Consider the following 18533-nt stretch of genomic DNA (forward strand, 5'->3'; position numbering starts at 1 on the left):
TATCAATCGTCCGTGCGTAGGTACTGGTAGAGAGTTTCCCGGCTGATGTTGAACTCGCGGGCAAGCTGCGCTTTGGGCTCTCCGACTGACGCCCGCTGACGCAGGGTAGCAGCCTGCTCGTCGGACAGGGCCTTCTTGCGGCCCCGGTACGCGCCGCGCTGCTTGGCCAGGGCGATGCCCTCCCGTTGCCGCTCACGGATCAGGGCGCGCTCGAACTCGGCGAAGGCCCCCATCACCGACAGCATCAGGTTGGCCATCGGCGAGTCATCGCCGGTGAACACCAGGCCCTCTTTCAGGAACTCGATACGCACGCCGCGCTGGGTCAGCTTCTGCACCAGGCGTCGCAAGTCATCGAGGTTACGGGCCAGGCGATCCATGCTGTGCACCACAACGGTGTCGCCCTCGCGGACGAAGCCGAGCATGGCCTCCAGCTGGGGACGCTGGGTGTCCTTGCCCGAGGCTTTGTCGGTGAACAGCTTGCCGACCTCGACTTGCTCAAGTTGCCGCTCCGGATTCTGATCGTAACTGCTGACCCGGACATAACCGATGCGTTGTCCCTGCAAGATGCCTCCATGGGCTGTAGGGCTTACGTTGGTTTTTGGTTCCATTGCGCCCGAAGCCTTGAATTTGTCAGGCTGAAATCTATGACCTTGGCAAGCATGTGTCAAAGAATGTGAAAGCGGACTCTATTCTGACGGCGCGGTGCGGCCTTGCTGTCACTTTCAGAAGGCGACAGCACGAAATATCAAAAGTCGACCGCACGGTCTTTTCTGACGTTGGAGTCGCCTCAGAAAACGGAAAATAAAGCACGCTAAGGCGTAGTTCCCTCGGGCTACACCGCGTCCGCACTGCGCGGTTCTTTCTTCCCTTGCAGTGACGCAATCAGCGGGCAGGAAACGTTCCCCTTCCGCGCATGGCAGGCGCACACCAAATCAGACAGCACGGCCTCCATGCGCGCCAGGTCAGCCATCCTCTCGCGCACGTCCTTGAGCTTGTGCTCGGCCAGGCTGCTGGCTTCCTCGCAATGGGTGCCATCCTCCAGCCGCAGCAGCTCGGCGATCTCATCCAGGCTGAAGCCCAACCGCTGGGCTGATTTCACGAAGCGCACCCGCGTTACATCCGTCTCGCCATAGCGGCGAATGCTGCCGTAAGGCTTGTCCGGTTCCGGGAGCAAGCCCTTGCGCTGATAGAACCGGATGGTCTCCACATTGACCCCGGCCGTCCTGGCGAAAACGCCAATGGTCAGGTTCTCCAAATTGTTTTCCATATCGCTTGACTCCGTACATAACTACGGAAGTAAGCTTAAGCTATCCAATTCAGATTCGAAAGGACAAACGTATGTCTGAACCTCAAAACGGGCGCGGCGCGCTCTTCACTGGCGGGCTGGCCGCCATCCTCGCCTCGGCTTGCTGCCTCGGGCCGCTGGTTCTGATCGCCTTGGGGTTCAGCGGCGCTTGGATCGGCAACTTGACGGTGTTGGAACCCTATCGCCCCATCTTTATCGGCGTGGCGCTGGTGGCGTTGTTCTTCGCCTGGCGGCGCATCTACCGGCCGTCAGCCGCCTGCAAACCGGGTGAGGTTTGCGCGATTCCCCAAGTGCGAGCTACTTACAAGCTCATTTTCTGGGGCGTGGCCGTGCTGGTTTTGGTCGCGCTCGGATTTCCCTACGTCGTGCCATTTTTCTATTGATCACAGGAGTTCACCATGAAAAAGCTGCTTTCCGCCCTTGCCCTCGCTGCCGTTGTTGCCCCCGTGTGGGCCGCCACCCAGACCGTTACGCTGTCCGTACCGGGCATGACCTGCTCGGCCTGTCCGATCACTGTCAAGAAGGCGATTTCCAAGGTCGATGGCGTCAGTAAAGTTGACGTGACCTTCGAGACGCGCGAAGCGGTGGTCACCTTCGATGATGCCAAGACCAGCGTGCAGAAACTGACCAAGGCTACCGAGGATGCGGGCTACCCATCATCAGTCAAGAACTGATCATGAAAGACCCGAAGACACTGCTGCGGGTCAGCATCATTGGCACAACCCTCGTGGCGCTGTGTTGCTTCACCCCTGTTCTGGTCATTTTGCTCGGTGTGGTCAGCTTGTCCGCGCTGACCGGCTATCTGGACTATGTGCTGCTGCCTGCGCTGGCGATTTTCATCGGCTTGACCATCTACGCCATCCAACGAAAACGCCAAGCCGATGCCTGCTGCACCCCGAAATTCAATGGAGTAAAAAAATGACCGAAATCACCGTGAATGGCATGACCTGCACATCCTGCGCCACCCATGTCAAAGATGCTTTGGAAAAGATTCCCGGCGTGAATGCCGCTGTGGTGTCCTATCCAGAAAGCCGCGCGCAAGTCATGGCAGACACCGCCGTGAGCCACAACCAACTGCTGGCCGCCATCGCCGCATTGGGTTATCAAGGCTCGATCCGGGTTGGTGATTTCAAAGATGAACCAAAAATCCGTGATGCACTTGAGGGCGCCGGTTTGCATATCGCCATCATTGGCAGCGGCGGGGCCGCGATGGCGGCGGCGCTGAAGGCCGTCGAGCAAGGCGCGACGGTCACGCTGATCGAACGCGGCACCATCGGCGGCACCTGCGTCAATATCGGCTGTGTGCCGTCCAAGATCATGATCCGCGCTGCCCATATTGCCCATCTGCGCCGGGAAAGTCCGTTCGACGGCGGTATTGCGGCAACTGTGCCTGCGATTGACCGCAGCAAACTGCTGGCCCAGCAGCAGGCCCGTGTCGATGAACTGCGGCACGCCAAATACGAAGGCATCCTGGACGGCAATCCAGCCATCACCGTTTTGCACGGTGAAGCGCGTTTCAAGGACGACCAGAGCCTGGTCGTCCGTTTGAACGAGGGTGGCGAGCGCGAGGTAACGTTCGACCGCTGCCTGGTCGCCACCGGTGCCAGTCCGGCCGTGCCGCCGATTCCGGGCCTGAAAGAGTCACCCTACTGGACTTCCACCGAAGCGCTTGTCAGCGACACCATTCCCGCACGCCTGGCCGTGATCGGTTCGTCGGTGGTGGCGTTGGAACTGGCGCAAGCCTTTGCCCGGCTCGGCAGCCAGGTCACGATCCTGGCACGCAGCACCTTGTTCTTCCGGGAAGACCCGGCCATCGGCGAGGCCGTGACAGCCGCTTTCCGCGCCGAGGGCATCGAGGTGCTGGAGCACACGCAAGCCAGCCAGATCGCCCATGTGAACGGCGAATTCGTGCTGACCACCGGACACGGTGAATTGCGCGCTGACAAGTTGCTGGTTGCCACCGGTCGGGCACCGAATACGCGCAGCCTCGCGCTGGACGCGGCGGGGGTCACTGTCAATGCGCAAGGGGCCATCGTTATCGACCAAGGCATGCGCACGAGCAACCCGAACATCTACGCGGCCGGCGACTGCACCGACCAGCCGCAGTTCGTCTACGTGGCAGCGGCCGCCGGCACCCGTGCCGCGATCAACATGACCGGCGGCGACGCAGCCCTCAATCTGACCGCGATGCCGGCAGTGGTGTTCACCGACCCGCAAGTCGCCACCGTGGGCTACAGCGAGGCGGAAGCGCACCACGATGGCATCGAGACCGACAGTCGCACGCTGACACTCGACAACGTTCCGCGAGCGCTTGCCAACTTCGACACACGCGGCTTCATCAAGCTGGTCATCGAGGAAGGTAGCGGACGGCTCATCGGCGTGCAGGCGGTGGCCCCGGAAGCGGGCGAACTGATCCAGACGGCGGTGCTCGCCATCCGCAACCGCATGACGGTGCAGGAACTGGCCGACCAGTTGTTCCCCTACCTGACAATGGTCGAGGGGTTGAAGCTTGCGGCGCAGACCTTCAACAAGGACGTGAAGCAGCTTTCCTGCTGCGCTGGATAAAAAAAGGAGGTTTTCAATGAGCGCCTACACCGTGTCCCGGCTGGCCCTTGATGCCGGGGTGAGCGTGCATATCGTGCGCGACTACCTGCTGCGCGGATTGCTGCGTCCGGTGGCGTGCACCCCGGGCGGCTATGGCCTGTTCGATGATGCCGCCTTGCAACGGCTGTGCTTCGTGCGGGCGGCCTTCGAGGCGGGCATCGGCCTGGACGCGCTGGCGCGGCTGTGCCGGGCGCTGGATGCTGCGGACGGCGATGAAGCGGCCGCGCAGCTTGCCGTTCTGCGCCAGTTCGTCGAGCGTCGGCGCGAAGCGTTGGCCGATCTGGAGGTGCAGTTGGCCACCATGCCGACCGAGCCGGCACAGCACGCGGAGAGTCTGCCATGAACAGCCCCGAGCGCTTGCCGTCCGAGACGCACAAACCGATCACCGGCTACCTGTGGGGCGCGCTGGCCGTGCTCACCTGTCCCTGCCATTTGCCGATTCTCGCCATTGTGCTGGCCGGCACGACGGCCGGCGCGTTCATCGGAGAGTACTGGGGTATCGCAGCCCTCACGCTGACCGGTTTGTTCGTCCTGTCTGTGACACGACTGCTGCGGGCCTTCAAAGATCGATCATGAGCGCTTCCCATTGAGACAAACCACGCTGTCGCTACGTTGCCTCATGCCGGCATCAAATTCGGCTGAGTAGCTTCTCGCCATCTGGACGTAGCTCACCCTTGGGTGAAACATGCCGATACAGGGTCTGCCGCGTGACGCCAAGTTCCTGGCACAGGTCGCCGACCTTGGTCTCTGGCTGACCCATTGCCGCCATCGCCAGCCGCAGCTTGGCGGCGGTCATCTTGAACGGCCGGCCGCCTTTCCGCCCGCGCGCGCGGGCCGAGGCTAGGCCGGCAATCGTGCGCTCCGCGATCAACTCGCGCTCGAACTCGGCCAGGGCGGCGAAGATGCCAAAGACCAGCTTGCCGGCGGCGGTCGTGGTGTCGATGGCCGCGCCGTGCCCGGTTAATACCTTCAAGCCGATGCCGCGCCCAGTCAGGTCGTGCACGGTGTTGATGAGATGTCGCAGGTCGCGTCCGAGCCGATCCAGTTTCCACACGACCAGTGTGTCGCCAGTTCGCAACGCCTTCAGGCAGCTCGTCAAGCCGGGCCGATCCTCGCGCATGCCGGATGCCTGGTCCTCGTAAAGATGTACTGGATCGACCCCGGCGGCAATCAGCGCGTCGCGCTGCAAATCGGTAGCCTGGGAGCCGTCCGCCTTCGATACCCGCATGTAGCCTATCAGCATGTCGTACCTGTCACATATACGTTCGATTATGTGACAGTGTGCGCCGGAAAGTTCTGGTCGTCAAAATTTGTCACTTAACCCGTCACTCTATCTAAGACATGCAAAGGGTCCATCAGGCTCGTAATGTGACAGAAATTCCGGAGGGATGCCTTCCTTTGCAAAGGTGGCGCGCAACTGTTCCTGGGAAGCGGGGTCGCGCCGACCATAGGAAGCCAACGCGAACAGCGAGCGAGCCGTCTCGGGGTTGTGCCGCGCTTCAATGATCGCCTCATTGATAGCCTGGACCGCCCGTTGCCAGTGATCGACGGGTTCGGGCTTCGGCGTTTTCGCCGACAGGCCACTGGTGAAACCGGTTTGGGGTTCGGACCAGAACAGCTTTGCATGCTCGCCCGGCGGGCTTATATCCCTCACCTCAATCAAGCTGATTGCCGTTGCCGCCGCCTCCAGCATCTGCAACCGTACTGCCGGGTTCAGGGTTTCATACGGTCGCCACAGACTTTGCCCAGCACGCAGCGGATGCCCGCAGCCTTCCCAGACTTGGCGGAGATACCCCGCGCAGGTTCCGCACGTCGAAAGCGGGGTGTTCAGCTCATCGAGCAGCGTGCGTAGTAGCCGAAACCACAATCCAGCGTGGATGCGTCGGCGCGGCAGCTCCACATGGCCGGTCGTCAGTGCCTGCCAGGTGCGCCGGTCCATCACCGCAATCGCGTCGCTGGCGGTGCGCGGCGCAGTGTCGGCGTTCTCCCAGCCGAGAAACCGCCCAGGCACGCCCCAATAGGATTCCAGCCAGCAGCCATGCAGCGGGCAGCTCAGCATCAGGGGCAGCTTCCATGCAAGCAGTACGGCTTGGTTTGCCGGGTCGTTCAGACAGAGCGGGCAGGCGCGATGTATCGGCTGGCTGGGCAGCCAGGCACGCCAGCTCGTGATGGATCGCGTCCTACGGCGGAGTTTCGGCAGCAGCACCGAGAGCTGGAACGCATAGGTTTCCAATGCGTCTGGAATCTGATCATCAAGGCTGTCCAGTAGCCAAGGCACCCAGCCGGCGAAACTCATGCAACGCAGCCGGTCCGGCTCGATGCCGCTCCGCTGGGAGAGCATCGCCAGCAGCGCCAGTGGTGGCGCGGTGTCCAGGTCATCAACCTGGCCGTGACCAAGATCGTGCTCCAGCAGCTCGGACACCTCCATGTGATAGCAAAGGGCCACGCGGTTGAGCCACGAAGACAAGGCTTCGCCTTCCCTGGGAGCCGGATGCAGTGGCCAGTGTGGCGCTGGCTTCACATCAGTTCCCGCTCGAATTGCCGCCGCCGCTCGCTGGGACCGGTGTAATCGGCCATGCTGAGCGTGCGATGGTTGATCGCTTCCTCACCGCTCTCCACGGCAGCGACGGCCGCCGCCATCAACAGGTGCGCCAGCTCGCCGATGGTGCCCTCGCTGCGCGTGAGCAGGTAGCGGGCCATATCCAGCGTGGCAATCGACGAGGGTCGCCGCAGCGGGAGTGAAGCCGCGAAGCTGGCCAGCAGTGAGCAGCAATCGTCGTTGGCCTCCCACACCGGCAGCATCATCGGCTCGAAGCGGTTTTCCAACTGGTCGTCCGAGCGGATCGCCAAGTAGGCATCGCGTGTGCCGACCCCGACCAGCGGGATGCGCAGCTCGTTGCCGAGGAAACGCAACAGATTGAGGAATTCCCGGCGGTTGACGCTGTTGCCGGCCAGGACGTTGTGCAACTCGTCGATCACCAGCATGCGCACGCCGACCTTGCGCAGCAGTGCCAGCGCCAATTGCTCCATTTCCGGCAGCCGTGGGCGCGGGCGCAATGGCGCGCCCATCGCGGCAAGTAGCGCGATGTAGAAGCGGATCACCGACGGCTCGGACGGCATCTGCACAACCAACACTGGGATGTGCTCCTGGTCGGCGTCGGAGCTGGCCGGATGGGTGCGGCGGAATTTCTCGACGATCATCGACTTGCCGTTGTTGGTTGGACCGACCAACAGCAGGTTGGGCATGCGTTGTTTGTTCGGCCACGCATACAGGGCTTCCAGCCGATTCAGCGCCTCGACTGCTCGCGGATAGCCGATCCAGCGGTCAGCGCGAAGGCGATGGATGCGTTCGTCCGCCGGAAGACGGGCCAAGCCCTGGGCCACCGGCATCAGGTGGGACAAGTCGATGATGGGATATTCTTCCACGGCTACCACTCCTCAATCTGGTCGAACGGTTTGGCAGGTGGCTGGTTGTCTGCCTGCGGGTCAGCCATGTCCGCGTCCGGTGGTGGCGTGGTTTTGAAAAGAACTGCCGTTGCCTTGAGATGCTGGCGTCGATCCGCGTCGCGCCGCGCCTTGCGCGTAGCTTTCTGCGCGGTGGACACGATTTCGCGCATCTGGCCGATCATGCGAAACAGCGCCGACTCATCCACCTGTTCGCGCCCTTGCTGCCGCAATTTCGCCAGCGCCTGTCGTTGTTCCCAGAGGGTGACAGCCGGGTGCGACAAGGTGCGGTATGGAATTTCCAGATAGTGCTGCCCCTCCGGCTCCAGCACCCAAATGCGGCTGATGTCGCGCGGGTCGCGCCGGATCAGGAACGCAGGCAAGCGGTCGCGCCGAGCTATCCACGGCTTGAGCGCATCGGCGTAGTAATGGATGTGGTCGATGACGAAGCCGGTGCGGGTCAGCGTGCGGCGGATGATGGGCAGAAAATCGACCAGAAAAGCCGTGGTGCGAGTGATGACGGTTGGCACGCCGGTCCGCGCGATAGCTTCGGCCCAGCGCGCTGCCGGCGGCTGGAGCAGGCCGTTGTGCACGGAGCCGTGGTAGGTGCCGACCGCCAATGTGAGCCAGCGCTCCAGCTCACGCAGCGTCAGGGCGGCCTTGTTTTCGGAATCGTAGTCGCCGCGCTGGTCAGGGTTGGAGAAGGTCGTCCCTGGCAATTCGTCGTGGATCATCTGCATCGCCGTGCCGATGATCCGTTCCACGATGCCGCCGTAGTGCGGCTGCCCGAGCGGGCGATAGTCAAGCCGGATGCCATGCTGCTCGCAGCCTCGGCGTAGCGCTTCGCTCTTGAACTCGGCCGCGTTGTCCAGGTAGAGCAGCCTGGGCTTGCCGCTCATCGGCCACTCCATTTCTATGTTCAGACCCTCCAGCCAGGGACGCTTGTCGCAGGCGACATGCACAAGGCACAGGCCGACCGAAACAGATGACGGCGCTTCCAGCGTGACGACCATGCCGAGCACGCAGCGGGTAAACACGTCGATGGCGATGGTCAGATACGGACGGCCAATCGGTTGCCGGTCGCGCTCGTCCACCACGATCAAGTCGATGACCGTGTGATCAATCTGCACTTGTTCCAGTGGCGCGGTCACGGCGGGAGGCTCACCACCGACACCTTGCAGGCTGCGGGACGCATCCTGACCTTCCCGGCGGCGAGTGGCCTTGAGCGGATCGAGGCCGGCGATCCGCAGAGCCACGGTGTTGCGCGCCGGCGCCCGCAGCTTTTGCGCTTTGCAAGCCTGCGCGACCTCGCGGTGGAACGCTGCCAGGCTACGCTTCTGCTTGGTCAGGAAGCGCTTTTGCAGCAACTCGCGGATGATGCGCTCAACTGATTCCGGCAAGCGTCCCTTGCCTTTTCCGCCGCCGGATCGGCTGCGAGCCAGGTCCGTCACAAGCCCAGCACCTTGCCGGGCACGGCGGATTAGGACATACACCTGCCGCCTGGACAGGCCAAGCGCGTGAGCAGCGGCATCGGCGGCTTCATGCCCGACCACATCAAGCGCTGCCAGCGGCCCGATGATTTCCGCCCGTTGCCGGGCCTGCGCCCAAGCCGCATCGGGCAGGGTGGCCACGCCTTGCTCGGCAATCAATGATGTGTCTGACGCCATGCTCACACCTCGCTTTGGTGCACACGAGTATTGAGCATAGTCGAGATTGGTGCAGATGACTTCTGATATTGCGTTGTCAGGAGTCGCCTGCACATCTGGCGTTACGCCCCGTCAATTGGTGCAGTCGTCTTCTGAAAATGACACTTGCCTGACATCCAGTTAGGGTATAGCTCAGGCTGACATCCAAGCTGGACGCCCTAGTCGGGGTTGACTCGCAGAAATTGCCCTCTTCCTGTAGACTGTCGCGGCCATTGAGTTACCAAAGACATTCGATAAGACCTCATGCTTACCCTGCAAAACATGATCTGGCTGCCTACGCCGCCATAGCGCTTCGCCCCCCGCATCATCTGTGACTGCTTGCTCCGCCAGCAGTCACGCTCTGCTGTGCCTTCGGTTTTAACACCCTCCACAGCACCCCTACATCCGACAATTTGACCTCGTATCGACCAGCTGCACATGGCTTGCGCCGTGCTGTGCTGCGCGATCCATTGCCTTGGGAATTCTGATGCTCCACTCGTTAAAACAAACCTGGTTTTCCAACATCCGTGGCGACATCCTCGCCGGTCTTGTGGTCGCCCTGGCCCTCATCCCTGAAGCCATCGCCTTCTCGATCATTGCCGGGGTTGACCCCAAGGTCGGCCTGTACGCCTCTTTCTGTATCGCCGTGGTGATCGCCTTTGTCGGTGGCCGACCCGGCATGATCTCGGCCGCAACTGGGGCCATGGCACTGCTGATGGTGACCCTGGTCAAGAATCATGGTCTCGAATACCTGCTGGCTGCCACGCTGCTGTGTGGTGTGTTGCAGATCGCCGCCGGTTACCTGAAGCTCGGCTCGCTGATGCGCTTTGTCTCGCGCTCGGTGGTGACCGGCTTCGTCAATGCGCTGGCAATCCTGATCTTCATGGCTCAGCTGCCCGAGCTGACCAATGTCACCTGGCACGTCTACGCCATGACAGCCGCGGGCCTCGGCATCATCTATCTGTTCCCCTATGTCCCCAAGATCGGCAAGCTCATCCCATCGCCGCTGGTGTGCATCATCGTGCTGACCGCCGTCGCCATGTCGGTTGGGCTGGATATCCGCACGGTCGGTGATATGGGTCAACTGCCAGATACGTTGCCAATCTTCCTCTGGCCTGACGTGCCGCTGACGTTCGAGACGTTGGCCATCATCTTCCCTTACTCGGCAGCGCTGGCCGTGGTCGGTCTGTTGGAATCGATGATGACCGCGACCATTGTCGACGACCTGACCGACACCTCCAGTGACAAGAACCGCGAGTGCAAGGGTCAAGGCGTGGCCAACATTGCTTCGGGCCTAATCGGCGGTATGGCAGGTTGCGCGATGATTGGTCAGTCGATCATCAACGTTAAATCCGGCGGTCGTTCTCGTCTGTCCTCCCTGGCCGCAGGCGTATTCCTGCTACTGATGGTGGTATTCCTCGGCGACTGGCTGAAGCAGATCCCGATGGCTGCGCTGGTGGCAGTGATGATCATGGTGTCCATCGGCACCTTCAGTTGGGATTCGCTGCGCAACCTGAAGAAGCACCCACTGTCGACCAACATTGTCATGGTCGTCACCGTGGTGGTCGTGGTGGCCACCCACAACCTGGCCTTCGGCGTCTTGGCCGGCGTGCTGCTGGCCGCGATGTTCTTCGCCAACAAGGTTGGCCATTACATGGCGATCAGCTCTTCGCTGGACGAAACCAGCGAACACCGCCTCTACGCGGTCACCGGCCAGGTGTTCTTCAGCTCGGCCGACAAGTTCGTCGCAGCCTTCGACTTCAAGGAAGCCTTGGACAAGGTAACCATCGACCTGAACCGTGCCCACTTCTGGGATATAACCGCCGTTGCCGCCCTGGACAAGGTGGTCATCAAGTTCCGCCGCGAAGGCACCGAAGTCGAAGTGCTGGGCCTCAACGAAGCGAGCGCCACTATCGTGGATCGCTTCGGCGTTCACGATAAACCCGACGCCATTGATCAACTCATGGGCCACTGAGAAGGAGAACAACAATGACCCACGTAATTGCCTGTATCGACGGTTCCGCCTCGTCCCCAGCCGTTTGCGACTACGCAGCCTGGGCCAGTCTGAGCCTGGAAGCACCACTGACCTTTCTGCATGTGCTGGATCAGCGCCAGTACCCGGTTGCAGCGAATCTGAGTGGCAATATCGGGCTTGGCAGCCGCGAGCACCTACTCGATGAGCTTGCTTCCCTGGATGAACAGCGCGGCAAGTTGGCCCTTGAACAAGGGCGGATCATGCTTGCGGCCGCGAAAGAGCGTGCCATGAAGGATGGTGTGGCCGCACCGGAGTCCAAGCAACGCCATGGCGATCTGCTGGAAAGCCTGCAAGAGCTACAAAGCGAAACGCGCCTGCTGGTCATCGGTCGCCAGGGCGAGTCTAGCGGCGGTCTGAGTCAGCATGTCGGAAGCCAGCTGGAGAGCGTGATTCGTATCATGCACCGACCAATCCTGGTCACCCCGGCCAACTTCCAAAAGCCCGAGAGCGCGATGCTGGCATTCGATGGCGGCGCTACTACCCGCAAGGGTGTGGAGATGCTGGCAGCCAGCCCGCTGCTGAAGGGGTTGCCGATCCACCTGGTCATGGTTGGCCCCGTAAGCGATGAAGCATCTGCACAGCTGGACTGGGCGCAGAAAGTGCTGATCAACGCCGGCTTCACTGTTCGTGCCGAGACCCGGAGCGGTGAGATAGAGCCTACCCTGCACGCCTATCAGAAAGAGCATGGCATTGATCTGCTGGTGATGGGGGCCTATGGCCATTCCCGTATCCGGCAATTCCTGGTCGGTAGCACCACGACCAGCATGCTCCGCACCACAACCAGTCCGCTGTTACTGCTGCGCTAATGGCCTTGGAGGACGCCCTCGATCTTGCCCATTTCAAGACCCTGCTGGAACAGCGGGCTGCCGAGCTGGATCGATTGCTGGAAGACGCTGAGTCTCGCTCGCAATCGGTAGAGCTGGATCAAAGCAAGGTAGGGCGTTTGTCGAGGATGGATGCACTCCAGCAGCAAGCAATGAACGATGCCATCCGCAGTCGGGCGCAGCATGAACGCGTCCGCCTCCAACTGGCCCTCAAGCGTTGGCACGAGGGTGAGTATGGCTGGTGTAACCAATGCGGCGAGTTGATCGCCTCGGGCCGCTTGGAATTCGATCCGGCCACGCCGTTTTGCGTCACCTGTGCCAGCCGCACCGAGTCGGGTTGAAACCATCACGGCTGGTGGCGTCAGTCCCATTTAACGAGACTTCTAATGTATTTGATGGCTAAAAACTGGCTGGGCAGAACACGGAAAGTAAGTGTTTGGATGTGGGCGCTTCTGTGCCTTGTGTTGCTCACCGTATTCCAAGTACGTACTCATCACCTTGATGATCGTCTGTACTTCTGGATCAAGACCCACTGGCACACAGACGATTGGCAGGAACGTTCTGTTTGGCTGCCTGGCTATCGGGTTGAACTGGATGCTAGGCCGGTTCCCGGTGTGGACAATAACCTTTCGGGCCTGACCTTCGACCCTGATCTAAAACTGCTGTGGGCGGTTACCAATGGCCCGAACGAACTGCTGGCCCTAAGCCGTGACGGTGACGTGGAGCGACGTTACAGCCTGGATGGCTTCCACGATGTGGAAGCGGTGTCTTATGCCGGCAACGGTCAATTGGTAATTGCCGAGGAGCGTCGGCAGAGCCTGGTTATCGTGGATGTCCCCATCGACGAAAACGGCAAGCTTTCTTCTGACCGCTCATTGAGCCGAAACCAGTATCCAGCTCTGACCTTGGCACTTGGCAAAGAGGGCAACAAAGGCCTTGAAGGGCTCGCCTACGACCTGGAAGGTGACCGCCTGTTTGTGACCAAGGAGCGTGACCCTCGCCAATTGCTTGAGGTGAGCGGCCTTCGTGCCAGTCTGACAGGAGGTTTTTCCCTGCACGTCCGCGACCTGTCCAGCTTAGTAAAAGACAAGGTATTTGCCACTGACTTGTCTTCGGTCGTCTTCGATCAACAGAGCGGTCATCTGATATTGCTGAGCGACGAGTCGAAACTGCTGATTGAAATGACCGATGAGGGCACGGTGGTGAGTTTCCGCTCCTTGGCGAGGGGGTTTGCTGGTTTGCTGAAAGGCATACCCCAAGCCGAAGGCGTAACCATCGACGATGAAGGGTATTTGTACGTGGTCAGCGAGCCGAACTTGTTCTATCGCTTTACCCGCGAGACAGATTGACCAGTCAACAAGCTACAGTCAGGCGTGGCCGGGACGCTTGAACTGTTAGCGTACGATTTTTTCCGAATTCTGCGGGCTCCCCTTCAGGGTCATGGTGCCGACCTTGATAAGAGGATAGTCCTTGTGCGACCAGGTTTTGGTCAGATCGAAGGGGTTAAAGCGGTAGTTCTTCGCGTCGGCGTAGGGCATGACCTGTACCGCCAGCGTCCACATCGGATACTCGCCGTGGGCGATGGCCTCGAACAGGTCGCGGCGATGGAAGTCGGCGTCGTTGTCCGTCATGGCCGAGGCTTCGGCATTACGGAAGAAGGCCATGCCCTGCTGGGTGTGGAAATGATATTTCACCCAGAATTTCTCGCCGGCCGCATTGACCCACATGTAGATGTGCGAGCCGTAGCCGTTCATCTGGCGCCAGGTGCGCGGCAGGCCGCGCTCGCCCATCAGGTAGGTGACCTGGTGCGCCGTTTCGGGATTGCTGGTCCAGAAGTCCCACTGCATATGGTTGTCGCGCAAGCCCGAGTCTGGCAGACGCTTTTGGCTGCGGATGAAGTGGGGAAACTTCATCGGGTCGCGCACGAAAAACACCGGCGTGTTGTTGCCCACCAGGTCGTAGTTGCCTTCAGATGTATAAAACTTCAGCGAAAAGCCGCGCACATTTCGCCAGGTCGGGGCTACCTTGCTCGTCGACTACGGTAGAAAAGCGCGCCAGCATCTCGGTGGACGCGCCTTTCTGGAACAATGCCGCCTTGGTGTACTGCGAAACATCCTCGCTGATTTGCAGTACACCGAACGCGCCGGAGCCCTTGGCGTGTGGCTGGCGCTCGGCCCCTTTTCGCGGTTGAAATGCGCCATCTGCTCGAGGAAATGCACATCGTGCAGAACGATCGGGCCATCGGGGCCAACCGTCAGAGAGTTACGATCGCTTACGGCGGGCGCGCCGGAACTGGTGGTCGACCCCGTAACGCTATTGTCGTCAGAACTACTCATGAGGCTTCTTCTCTAGTGGTAGAGGAAGTAATGGTTCATGATCTTGCGTTTTTGCCTGGGGTGGGTGGCACGAGGAAGCCACCTGCAGGTGTCGGGCGTACACGTCCAGGCCTGTTGCGCGACGTCTCATCAGCCCAGCCGCTCTGCTCCCACGCTCAGCGGCTCGTAGGTACCAGGCGCAGCGGCTGGGCGCACGTGCTCACTACGCAGCTCGCCGAGGTTATTGGCACCCAGATGCAGGAGTGTATTCACGGTTTCGCGGTGCAAGTAGTCGATCACACTGTCGACGCCGCTCGCACCCTCCAACGCCAAGCCGAACATGACCGGCCTGCCGATCGCCACCGCGTTGGCGCCCATCGCCAGTGCCTTCACCCGTCAGTGCCGCGGCGGATGCCGCTGTCAAGAATCAAGGGCACCTCGCCTTTGACCTCTTCTGCGATCGAAGGCAGCACAGTGATGCCGGCCGCTGTTCCGTCGAGCGCCCGCCCACCGTGATTGGAGACCTGGATCCCCGCAGCGCCAGCCGCTATCGCCGAACGCGCGTCCTCGGGCCGGGTGATACCCTTGACGACCACCGGCAAGCCGGTGACGTTGCGGATCATCTCGACGTCGGCCCAGCTCAGGTTGGTCTTGAACGCCGGCTGCTTGCCGTCCGGGAAGTTGCCGTAGGGCAGCCACGGGCGCGGATTGCCCAGGCGCATGTATTCGTCGGACGATCCCTGACCGATAGCATCCACCGTCAGCACGATAGCCTTGAAACCCGCCGCCTTGGCACGCTGCAGCACTGTGCGGGAAAAACCGTCGTCAGTGGTCAAGTAGATCTGAAACCACTTGGGGCCGTCGCTGACCTTGGCGATGTCTTCCATGCTGGCCGTGGACGAGCTCGAAACGGTCAGCAGCCCACCAGATTTGGCGATGCCGCGCGCTGTGGCCACTTCGGCCAGTGGATGGTGCAAGCCGTGGCTGCCGAAGGGGGTAATGATGAACGGGTGCGGCAGGCGCAGCCCGAGCAGATCTACCGACAGGTCGATCTTGTCGCGCACCACGCCTCGCATGCGCTGCGGGACGAATGCGTAGTCGCCCCAAGAGCGCTGATTTTCGGCCAATGTCCACTGCTTGCCGGAGCCGTTGGCCACGAACACGTAGATACCGTGCCCATAAATCTGCTTGGCCTGCTCTTCCAGCCGGTCCATGTTGAAGATGTCGAGTTTCTTGTCGGTACCCCTGCGCACGAGGTTGAGATCGACGTTGCTGACGTCCTCCGGCGTCTGGGCGGCCACGGGACTGGCGGCAAGCGCCGTGGCCGCGAGGCCGGCGCCGGCAAGTTTCAGCACTCCTCGGCGCGAGAGGTTGATGGCACTTTGCTCGTAAGCTGGCATGCTTGAGCTCCTTTGTTGCTGGCTGTCAAAGACGCAATCCGCCCCGGCGTTACACAGGCCAGAGAAGCTCGGCGGCTGTCCTGCAACATATGCCGTTTACGTGCTTGCGTTATATGCCGTCTACGTGCTTGCGTTAACCCGCGAGCTTTATTGCGAGTTCAGCGACGTGTTTACCCTGGAAACGCGCAATATCCAGTTCATTTTGTGACGGTTGCCGTTTGCCGTCGGCGCCTGCCAGCGTGGTCGCGCCATAAGGCGTGCCGCCGGTGATCTCGCTCATGTTGGTCAGCCCTGCGCAGGTGTAAGGCACACCCACGATGACCATCCCCTGATGCAGGAGTGTGCTGTGGAACGACGTAATAGTGGTTTCCTGGCCACCATGCTGCGTACCCGTCGACGCAAACACACTACCGATCTTCCCGACGAGGGCACCGCTCATCCACAGTCCGCCGGTCTGGTCGAGAAACGTGCGCATCTGTCCCACCATATTGCCAAAGCGCGTCGGCGTACCAAAGATGATAGCGTCGTAATTAGCCAGCTCGTCAGGTGTTGCCACCGGTGCCTTCTGGTCAAGTTTGACGCCGATGGCTGCTGCCTGTTCGGCCGAGATGGTTTCAGCGACACGCTTGAGCGTCACGTCGGCGCCAGAGACGGATCGCGCACCTTCGGCCACAGCGTTAGCCATTATTTCGAGGTGGCCGTACATTGAGTAATAGAGAACAAGTACCTTCGCCATGATTTTTTTCCTGGATTAAGAGCCATTCGATGGATCAGGAAGATCTTGGAACGCAGCACTGCCACGACAACAGTGGCAGGTGTAGCGCTTGCTCACGTACAAAACTGCGACTAATACCCACCAGACTGCAGAGACGTGGACGGCATGCGGTCTTAACACTAGCAGCTCCGTATGCTGCCTGCTGGCAGACGCTTTTGTTGGGGAGCGCAGAGAACGGAGTTCAACGACTTTCGAATTTTTGGTTGTGTCAGTTTGAAGTAAACCCTAACCGGGCGTCAGGCCGACTGCCTGCGCAACGTCAAGGTAGGGCTGACTTCGGTATTTGCTGACAGCGCTTCTTTCCTTCCCGGCAGTCCGGAGGAAATGACCTACTCTTACATCCCGTTGCAAAGGCATTGACGCTCACCCATTACAGGATCATCAGTGAGCGTCACATTCATCTCGACTCATTCAGGAAATCCCATGACACGGCTCTCCGTTCAGTCGGGTGACTTCTTGCAAGGTGAAGGCGAATACAGCAATGGATCGCTCACACTCAAGACTGCCCGAAGCCCCTTCCCCGGGGAAACGATTCCGCTGACACGCATCAAGGACATGAAGAACGCCAACCAGGAAACCAACACGAGCCTGCGCGGTGCGATTGGCTGGGGCATGGCCGGCGCCCTAGTGGCGGGCCCGATCGGCCTGCTCGCTGGTTTGAGGCTAGGCGGCAAGGAGGAGGAAGTGACCTTTATCGCCACCTTCAAGGATGGCCGCAAGCTGATGACCATTGCCGACAGCAAAACGTATTCGAAGATGGCCGGCACTTGGAAGCGCCAGGGCCTGAAAATACAAAACCCCTGATTTCCGAGGAAATCAGAGGTCCATAATGTGGCGCTAAAGCAGGGATTTGAACCCCTTCTGCGAACCGTCAGCTACGATTCAATGGCCCTCGCTCGGCCCCTGCAGCGGCCATCTATCTTTTGGTGCTTGTGATGAGGCGTGAATTTTGTAGCTAATGTTCGCTAGCTAAAGTTTAGTATGGCAGCCATGCTGCCGTACGAGCAGGACATTTATCTATTTGAGGATTCACATGACGCCCGATCAACGGTTTGCCCGTTGGGTCAAGGTTGGCATCACGGTTTTCGGTTTTGTGTTCGTCTATTTTATGGTTGCCGATTTGTGGATGCCCTTGACCCCCCAGGCTCAGCTGATGCGGCCCGTAGTACGGGTTGCGCCTCAAGTTTCAGGGTTGGTGGTAAAGGTTGCTGTCGACAACAACGCCCATGTTCAGGCGGGGCAAGTGCTGTTCCGCCTTGACCCGGAGCCGTTTGAGTTGGCTGTAGATGAAGCCAAGCTGGCACTGGAACAGGCCGAGCAAGATAACGATGAACTGGACTCCCGCCTGGCGGCTGCTCGCGCGGCGCTGCTGGCGGCAGAAGCCAATGCGGTGGAGCAGACGCGTCAAGCCAAGCGTCTGCATGCCTTGATTGGCCGTAAGCTGGTTTCGCAACAACTGTTCGATCAGACTGAGACCAAGCGCAAGATGGCGCTGGCTGATGCGAGCGCTGCGCGCTCCACGGTCCAGGAATTGGTAGTCCGCCGTGGTCAAGCTGGTGTCAACAGCCTGCGCGTGCGTCAAGCGCAGAATGCACTGGATCAGGCACGCTTGCAGCTGGAGTACAGCCAGGTAAGGGCTGTTCAGGCTGGCGTGATCAGCAATCTGCAACTGACTTCCGGGACCTACATTAATGCCGGTACTCCCGTTGCAGCTTTGGTGGCCGATCAAACGGATATCACTGCGGATTTCCGTGAAAAGGCGCTGCGGTACGTCGTCCCGGGCACCGAGGCGACCGTGGTGTTCGACGCTTTGCCAGGGATGTTGTTCGATGCCCGGGTAACCCACGTCGACGCCGGTGTACGCGAAGGCCAGCTCGACCCCACTGGCGAACTGGCGCAGCCGGTGAAGTCTGACCGCTGGGTACGGGATGCCCAGCGTCAGCGTCTGCATGTGAAACTGGAGCAACCTTTGCCCCAGAACCTGCCGACTGGAGCCAAGGCCACTGTGCAGCTTTATCCGGGTGGCACTCCAGCGGATGTCCTGGGTTGGGTGCAGATTCGCCTGGTCGGCCTGCTGCACTACATCTACTGAGGTGGCCGCGTGAGTCGAAGCTTCCAGCTAAGCTCCAACGGGGTGCAGCAATG

Annotated in this window: 21 protein-coding genes and 1 pseudogene; 12 read left to right on the forward strand and 10 right to left on the reverse strand. The window is 60.6% G+C overall.

The features are described 5' to 3' along the window. Window positions 1-2 precede the first annotated feature (2 nt). Together PSAKL28_RS15800 and merR are read right to left on the reverse strand one after the other, a co-directional pair. On the reverse strand, window positions 3-563 hold the full coding sequence (locus PSAKL28_RS15800; protein WP_034115140.1) for a recombinase family protein: 561 nt from the start codon (window positions 561-563) through the stop codon (window positions 3-5). A gap of 269 nt (window positions 564-832) precedes the next feature. Continuing rightward, window positions 833-1267 carry a mercury resistance transcriptional regulator MerR gene (gene merR, locus PSAKL28_RS15805; protein WP_000429838.1) on the reverse strand — a complete coding sequence of 145 codons (435 nt, stop codon included), beginning with the start codon at window positions 1265-1267 and terminating at the stop codon, window positions 833-835. A gap of 71 nt (window positions 1268-1338) precedes the next feature. Between merR and merT the strand changes: the two genes are divergently transcribed. Genes merT through merE form a run of 6 tightly spaced genes read left to right on the forward strand, consistent with a single transcriptional unit; the run spans window position 1339 to window position 4486 of the window. Beyond that, window positions 1339-1689 (forward strand): mercuric ion transporter MerT, encoded by a 351-nt coding sequence (gene merT, locus PSAKL28_RS15810; RefSeq protein WP_001294667.1) that lies wholly within the window; start codon window positions 1339-1341, stop codon window positions 1687-1689. A 15-nt stretch (window positions 1690-1704) separates the two neighbouring features. After that, window positions 1705-1980 (forward strand): mercury resistance system periplasmic binding protein MerP, encoded by a 276-nt coding sequence (gene merP, locus PSAKL28_RS15815; RefSeq protein WP_000735441.1) that lies wholly within the window; start codon window positions 1705-1707, stop codon window positions 1978-1980. A gap of 2 nt (window positions 1981-1982) precedes the next feature. After that, a complete protein-coding gene (gene merF, locus PSAKL28_RS15820) occupies window positions 1983-2228 on the forward strand; it encodes a mercury resistance system transport protein MerF (protein WP_023083081.1) in 246 nt (81 codons plus the stop codon). Beyond that, window positions 2225-3871, forward strand: a complete 1647-nt coding sequence (merA, locus tag PSAKL28_RS15825) for a mercury(II) reductase (RefSeq protein WP_038612220.1) — start codon at window positions 2225-2227, stop codon at window positions 3869-3871. The genes merF and merA overlap by 4 nt, the downstream gene beginning before the upstream one ends. Before the next feature lie 16 nt (window positions 3872-3887). Further along, entirely contained in the window at window positions 3888-4253 is a 366-nt protein-coding gene (merD, locus tag PSAKL28_RS15830) for a mercury resistance co-regulator MerD (protein ID WP_003465059.1), read from the forward strand. Continuing rightward, a complete protein-coding gene (merE, locus tag PSAKL28_RS15835) occupies window positions 4250-4486 on the forward strand; it encodes a broad-spectrum mercury transporter MerE (protein WP_001087809.1) in 237 nt (78 codons plus the stop codon). Before merD ends, merE begins: the two co-directional genes overlap by 4 nt. Window positions 4487-4538: 52 nt before the next feature. Here the strand turns inward: merE and PSAKL28_RS15840 are convergent, their stop codons facing one another. The 4 genes from PSAKL28_RS15840 to PSAKL28_RS15855 form a co-directional block, all read right to left on the reverse strand. Beyond that, a complete protein-coding gene (locus PSAKL28_RS15840) occupies window positions 4539-5153 on the reverse strand; it encodes a recombinase family protein (RefSeq protein WP_000904941.1) in 615 nt (204 codons plus the stop codon). An 87-nt stretch (window positions 5154-5240) separates the two neighbouring features. Next, window positions 5241-6377 (reverse strand): TniQ family protein, encoded by a 1137-nt coding sequence (locus PSAKL28_RS15845; RefSeq protein ID WP_430308200.1) that lies wholly within the window; start codon window positions 6375-6377, stop codon window positions 5241-5243. Between the two features lie 50 nt (window positions 6378-6427). Next, window positions 6428-7336: a TniB family NTP-binding protein gene (locus tag PSAKL28_RS15850; protein WP_038612208.1), complete on the reverse strand. Its 909-nt coding sequence runs from the start codon at window positions 7334-7336 to the stop codon at window positions 6428-6430. Window positions 7337-7338: 2 nt separating this feature from the next. Then, window positions 7339-9021 carry a TnsB C-terminal domain-containing protein gene (locus PSAKL28_RS15855; RefSeq protein WP_010791757.1) on the reverse strand — a complete coding sequence of 561 codons (1683 nt, stop codon included), beginning with the start codon at window positions 9019-9021 and terminating at the stop codon, window positions 7339-7341. A gap of 505 nt (window positions 9022-9526) precedes the next feature. On the opposite strand from PSAKL28_RS15855, the gene PSAKL28_RS15860 reads away from it, so the two are divergent. Genes PSAKL28_RS15860 through PSAKL28_RS15875 form a run of 4 tightly spaced genes read left to right on the forward strand, consistent with a single transcriptional unit; the run spans window position 9527 to window position 13247 of the window. Continuing rightward, window positions 9527-11014 (forward strand): SulP family inorganic anion transporter, encoded by a 1488-nt coding sequence (locus PSAKL28_RS15860; RefSeq protein ID WP_021264363.1) that lies wholly within the window; start codon window positions 9527-9529, stop codon window positions 11012-11014. Window positions 11015-11028: 14 nt separating this feature from the next. Further along, window positions 11029-11880, forward strand: coding sequence for a universal stress protein (locus PSAKL28_RS15865; RefSeq protein ID WP_038612245.1), 852 nt, complete (start codon window positions 11029-11031; stop codon window positions 11878-11880). Then, entirely contained in the window at window positions 11880-12239 is a 360-nt protein-coding gene (locus PSAKL28_RS15870) for a TraR/DksA family transcriptional regulator (RefSeq protein ID WP_021264365.1), read from the forward strand. Before PSAKL28_RS15865 ends, PSAKL28_RS15870 begins: the two co-directional genes overlap by 1 nt. Window positions 12240-12284: 45 nt before the next feature. Beyond that, window positions 12285-13247: an SdiA-regulated domain-containing protein gene (locus tag PSAKL28_RS15875; protein ID WP_021264366.1), complete on the forward strand. Its 963-nt coding sequence runs from the start codon at window positions 12285-12287 to the stop codon at window positions 13245-13247. 45 nt (window positions 13248-13292) lie between these two features. Here PSAKL28_RS15875 and PSAKL28_RS28580 read toward each other — a convergent pair. The 4 genes and pseudogenes from PSAKL28_RS28580 to wrbA all read right to left on the reverse strand — a co-directional run bounded on the left by PSAKL28_RS28580 (window position 13293) and on the right by wrbA (window position 16349). Next, a pseudogene (locus PSAKL28_RS28580) lies at window positions 13293-14234 on the reverse strand (catalase). Window positions 14235-14363: 129 nt separating this feature from the next. Then, the gene (locus tag PSAKL28_RS26555; RefSeq protein ID WP_051939419.1) at window positions 14364-14591 is read right to left on the reverse strand and encodes an alpha-hydroxy-acid oxidizing protein; all 228 of its coding nucleotides are present in this window, start codon (window positions 14589-14591) and stop codon (window positions 14364-14366) included. 11 nt (window positions 14592-14602) lie between these two features. Beyond that, window positions 14603-15613: an alpha-hydroxy-acid oxidizing protein gene (locus tag PSAKL28_RS15885; RefSeq protein WP_051939421.1), complete on the reverse strand. Its 1011-nt coding sequence runs from the start codon at window positions 15611-15613 to the stop codon at window positions 14603-14605. A 133-nt stretch (window positions 15614-15746) separates the two neighbouring features. Continuing rightward, window positions 15747-16349 carry an NAD(P)H:quinone oxidoreductase gene (gene wrbA / locus PSAKL28_RS15890; RefSeq protein WP_038612250.1) on the reverse strand — a complete coding sequence of 201 codons (603 nt, stop codon included), beginning with the start codon at window positions 16347-16349 and terminating at the stop codon, window positions 15747-15749. Window positions 16350-16811: 462 nt separating this feature from the next. On the opposite strand from wrbA, the gene PSAKL28_RS15895 reads away from it, so the two are divergent. Together PSAKL28_RS15895 and PSAKL28_RS15900 are read left to right on the forward strand one after the other, a co-directional pair. Further along, the gene (locus PSAKL28_RS15895; RefSeq protein ID WP_038612253.1) at window positions 16812-17192 is read left to right on the forward strand and encodes a hypothetical protein; all 381 of its coding nucleotides are present in this window, start codon (window positions 16812-16814) and stop codon (window positions 17190-17192) included. 229 nt (window positions 17193-17421) lie between these two features. After that, window positions 17422-18480 carry an HlyD family secretion protein gene (locus tag PSAKL28_RS15900; RefSeq protein WP_038612256.1) on the forward strand — a complete coding sequence of 353 codons (1059 nt, stop codon included), beginning with the start codon at window positions 17422-17424 and terminating at the stop codon, window positions 18478-18480. The last annotated feature ends 53 nt before the right edge of the window (window positions 18481-18533 follow it).

Source organism: Pseudomonas alkylphenolica, assembly GCF_000746525.1.
In the GTDB taxonomy this organism is placed as follows: domain Bacteria; phylum Pseudomonadota; class Gammaproteobacteria; order Pseudomonadales; family Pseudomonadaceae; genus Aquipseudomonas; species Aquipseudomonas alkylphenolica.